Source organism: Mycobacterium sp. 1245852.3 (assembly GCF_001669335.1).
GTDB lineage: Bacteria > Actinomycetota > Actinomycetes > Mycobacteriales > Mycobacteriaceae > Mycobacterium > Mycobacterium europaeum_A.
In genome coordinates, this window is sequence record NZ_LZLL01000424.1 from 1 (window position 1) to 3,813 (window position 3,813).

General features: G+C 62.8%; 5 protein-coding genes. 3 read left to right on the plus strand and 2 right to left on the minus strand.

What is annotated here, in order from left to right; translation table 11 throughout:
* From A9W96_RS18830 to A9W96_RS18840, 3 genes are all read left to right on the plus strand, one after another.
* Window positions 1–324: cytochrome P450 (locus A9W96_RS18830; protein ID WP_156765314.1), on the plus strand; the 324-nt coding region annotated here is incomplete at its 5' end.
* Window positions 325–417: 93 nt separating this feature from the next.
* Window positions 418–960, plus strand: a complete 543-nt coding sequence (locus tag A9W96_RS18835) for an ester cyclase (protein ID WP_066882318.1) — start codon at window positions 418–420, stop codon at window positions 958–960.
* A gap of 36 nt (window positions 961–996) precedes the next feature.
* The gene (locus A9W96_RS18840) at window positions 997–1,449 is read left to right on the plus strand and encodes a hypothetical protein (RefSeq protein ID WP_066882316.1); all 453 of its coding nucleotides are present in this window, start codon (window positions 997–999) and stop codon (window positions 1,447–1,449) included.
* Window positions 1,450–1,452: 3 nt separating this feature from the next.
* On the opposite strand, the gene A9W96_RS18845 is transcribed toward A9W96_RS18840, so the two are convergent.
* Together A9W96_RS18845 and A9W96_RS18850 are read right to left on the minus strand one after the other, a co-directional pair.
* Window positions 1,453–2,940 carry an NAD(P)/FAD-dependent oxidoreductase gene (locus tag A9W96_RS18845; RefSeq protein ID WP_067142017.1) on the minus strand — a complete coding sequence of 496 codons (1,488 nt, stop codon included), beginning with the start codon at window positions 2,938–2,940 and terminating at the stop codon, window positions 1,453–1,455.
* Between the two features lie 275 nt (window positions 2,941–3,215).
* The gene (locus A9W96_RS18850; protein ID WP_066869715.1) at window positions 3,216–3,455 is read right to left on the minus strand and encodes an acyl carrier protein; all 240 of its coding nucleotides are present in this window, start codon (window positions 3,453–3,455) and stop codon (window positions 3,216–3,218) included.
* Window positions 3,456–3,813: the final 358 nt, after the last annotated feature.

The window sequence follows — 3,813 nt, forward strand, 5'->3', positions numbered from 1 at the left end:
GACTTCAAACTCAGCGGCACCAAAATGAAGGCCGGCGATAAGGCCACGCTGTGGTACAACTCGGCCAATCGCGACGAGTCGACGTTCGAGAATCCCTGGGTTTTCGACGTGGCGCGCACGCCCAACCCGCACTTCGGCTTCGGCGGTGGCGGTGCCCATTTCTGCCTGGGCGCCAACCTGGCTCGCCGTGAGATCAGGGTCGTCTTCGACGAATTGCGGCGCGAGATACCGGACATCGTCGCGACGGACGAGCCCGCACGGCTGTTGTCGCAGTTCATCCACGGCATCAAATCGCTGCCGGTGGCGTGGACACCGCCGCGGTAGACCCACACCGAGTTGGCCTCTGCCCCAAGGCAATATCACCTTGACCAAAGCGATAGCGCATGCGCTATCAGTTCGGGGCTTACGCTGATCGGCGTGACCATTCCCGCGTTTCCCGCCCCTGAGGTGCTGGCCGCCCGCCAGAAACTCGTGCTCGACCACTTCCACGACGAGGTCCGTCACGCCTGGGATGACGTCTTGTCGACCTTCCCGCATCCGCGTTACGAGCTGATCCCCCAGATGCTGGTGCACGACGGCGATGCGGCGGTGCGCGAGTACTACGCTTACACGCGGACCGCATTTCCCGACCAGGACCACGAAATCATCGCGCTGCGCCACAGCGCCGACGCGGTGATCGTGGAGTTCTGGCTGATGGGCACGCACCGGGGTTATCTGGGCAGGGTGCCGCCCACCGGTAGCCGGTTCCGGGTCCGCATGACCGCGTACTTCGTTTTCGACGACACCGAAACGCTTGTCTGCGAACGCATTTACTTCGACACGTTGACCATGATCAAGCAGCTCCTGGGCGGTCTGGACATGAAGAAGCCGGCGAATTGGTGGCTGGGCGCGCGGTGCCTGCGCGGATTCCTGTCGATGTCGTCGGAAAAACCGGACCCGGCGCTGACCAATACGCCCTAAACTCCACCGCTAAGGGATGGGGCAAAGGAGGCTGCGATGCGGATTTCACGCCTTCACACGATGTTCGGGCTGACCGCCGTGGCAATGCTGGGTTCGTGCGCCATGGCCGCCGCAACCCCCTTGCAGCCGGGCTCGCATACCGAGAAGTGGATCGACCTGCAGGCCGGTGAATGCGTCGCCGACCTGCCGCCGGCCGACGGGAGCCGCGTCAACGTCACCGTAGTCGACTGTGCGACAGCGCATTTAGCCGAGGTGTATCTGCGCGCTCCGATGGCCGTCGACGCCGCAATCGCCACCGTAGCCAACCGCGATTGCGCGGCCGGGTTAGCCCCGTATACCGGCCAACCCGCTGCCAGTAGCCGGTTTTCGATCACCTATCTCATCGACTCGAATCAAGACCGCACCGGCGCCAACCCCACCCCGAGCACCGTCATCTGCCTCTTGCAATCCGCCAACGGACAACCGTTGATCGGATCCGCGCACCACTGAGGGCTAGGCGATCACGTAGTCGCTGAGCGGGAAGGCTCCGGCCTCGCGCACCGAGTTGAGTGTCGACGTCGGCCGCAGCAGCGACGCCTCACCGCTGGGACTGAAGTAGTACGAACGCGACGTCGCGCAGTTTCCGGCGTAGAACACCGAATTGTCCAGCCGCTTGGTCATCCGTTCCATGAATCGGTCGGTGGCTTCTTCGGTCACCTCGAAGGTCGTCGCACCGCGACGCTTGACCTCGCCGAGCAACCTGTCCATGTGCCGCATCTGGTATTCGATGGTGTGGAAGAAGGAGAGTCCGGAGAAGGCGAACGGGCTTGCCAGTCCCAGGTAGTTCGGGAAGTAGGGCATGGAGACACCCTGATAGGACTGGAACCTGGTCTCTCGCCACCACTTGCCCAGATTGCGGCCCTTGCGGCCGACCACCTCGATGGCCGGGAAGTTGGCCTCCCACAGATCAAAACCGGTCGCCAGGACCAGGGTGTCGATGACCGTCTTGCGCCCGTCGGTGGTCACGATGCCGTCGGGCTCGATCCGCTCGATCGAGGTGGTCTCCAGGTGCACGTGCGGCTTGGTGAACACGCGGTAGAAGCTGTTGGAGAAGGTGGGCCGCTTGCAACCGAGGTCATAGTCCGGCGTCAGCTTGGCTCGCAGTTCCTTGTCCCGGATCCACCGGAATCGACTGATCTTGGCCAAATCGGAGGCCGAGATGTTCCCCCTCCCCCGCGACTCCCGAAAGTGCAGCGCCCCCACCACCATGATGATCTCGAGGATGACGTCGCTCACCCGACGAAGCGCCCGCTGCGCAGCCGGCACCCGCGCAAATAGGCGCCGCACCGCCGGGGAGAACTCGAAGTCGAACTTGGGTATCACGTGGGTCGCGGTGCGCTGGTAGACGGTCAGCTCTGCGGCTTCTTTGGCCAGCTCCGGAATGACCTGTACCGCGGACGCGCCGGTCCCGATGACCGCGACACGCCGTCCTTCATAGCGGTAGTCGTGGTCCCAGGCGGTGGTGTGGACCACCTTGCCTGCAAAGCGCGCGATGCCCGGGATGTCCGGCATGCGGGGCTGGGACAGGAACCCGGTAGCCGTGATCAGGAAACGGGTCGTCAGCGTTTCGCCGCCGGCCAGCGCCACCCGCCACACCGCGGCGTCCTCATCCCACTGGGCGCCTTCCACCGTCGTGCTGAAACGCATGTGACGGCGCACGTCGTATTTGTCGGCGACGTCCACCGCGTACTGCTTGACCTCAGCCCCGGGCGCAAACAGCCGTGACCAGTCCGGCTTGGGTTCGAACCAGTACGAGTAAGTGGTCGACGGGATATCGACGGCGATGCCCGGGTAGTGGTTGACGTGCCAGGTGCCACCCAAGTCGTCCTCGCGCTCGAGGATGACGAAGTTGTCAAACCCGAGGCGCTTGAGCTGAATAGCGGCACCGATGCCGCCGAAACCCGCACCTACGATGATTGCGTCGAAACGGTCCGTGTCCACAGCGTTGCTCCGTACCTGTTTCCGTACTTAACGAATCATAAGCTTTCCCTAAGATACGTAACTCTAATAGGCCGCCACGCCGCACGCATCCGAGCTTTGCCGGTATGTGACCTTGCCGACACATCCGCGGTAACTCATCGACGGGTCTATCAGAACGGGAAATACGGCCGTCAACTGCGTAAACGGCCGCACCGCCAGCGATTACGCGACGGCGGGTCGCAATCGGTGCCGGCGACTTAGCTCAGGGCGGAACCCTGGCGACTATCGGTTTCTTATCATGTGGCCGGTCCGGCCGCAGCTGTTCCCTGCAGCTGACCCAGGAACTCGTGGCATCGCCTGGCGCGCTCGGAGTCCTGAGCCATCACGTCGCTGAAGAAGGACGCGACGTCATCCAAGCCGGCATTCTTCGCGTCTCGCACATATTGGCCGTAATCGTGCCCGGCCTTCAGCGAGTGGTATTGAATCGAAATGAGATCGAAGGTTACGTCGTCGAAACCCGTTTCACCCGTTGCCATGTCGTCACCTCTCAGAGAGTGAGTGCCGAATCTGGTACTCGCACGTGACCGGCTACCCTGAATGGACAACACCAAACGACCGCTTAAAGTGTTTTTTGTAGGCAACCCGACTGCGCAATGGTGGCGTCGGTTCGATCGCGGCGACGCCGCCGCTATCCACCCCTGTCGCTGCGCTCCGGTACATAGGAAATCAGCACGAAATGGTTGGCAAGTTGACAGTTTTGGGAGGGGCTTGCATGGGCACTTTCGACGCCATGATCGCACGTCGCATCGTTCGCACTCTTGGTTCCGCAGTAGTTCTCGCAGCGTCGGGCGTGGCCGTTTCGGCCGTGTCCGCCTCCGTTATCCCCTCCGCGTC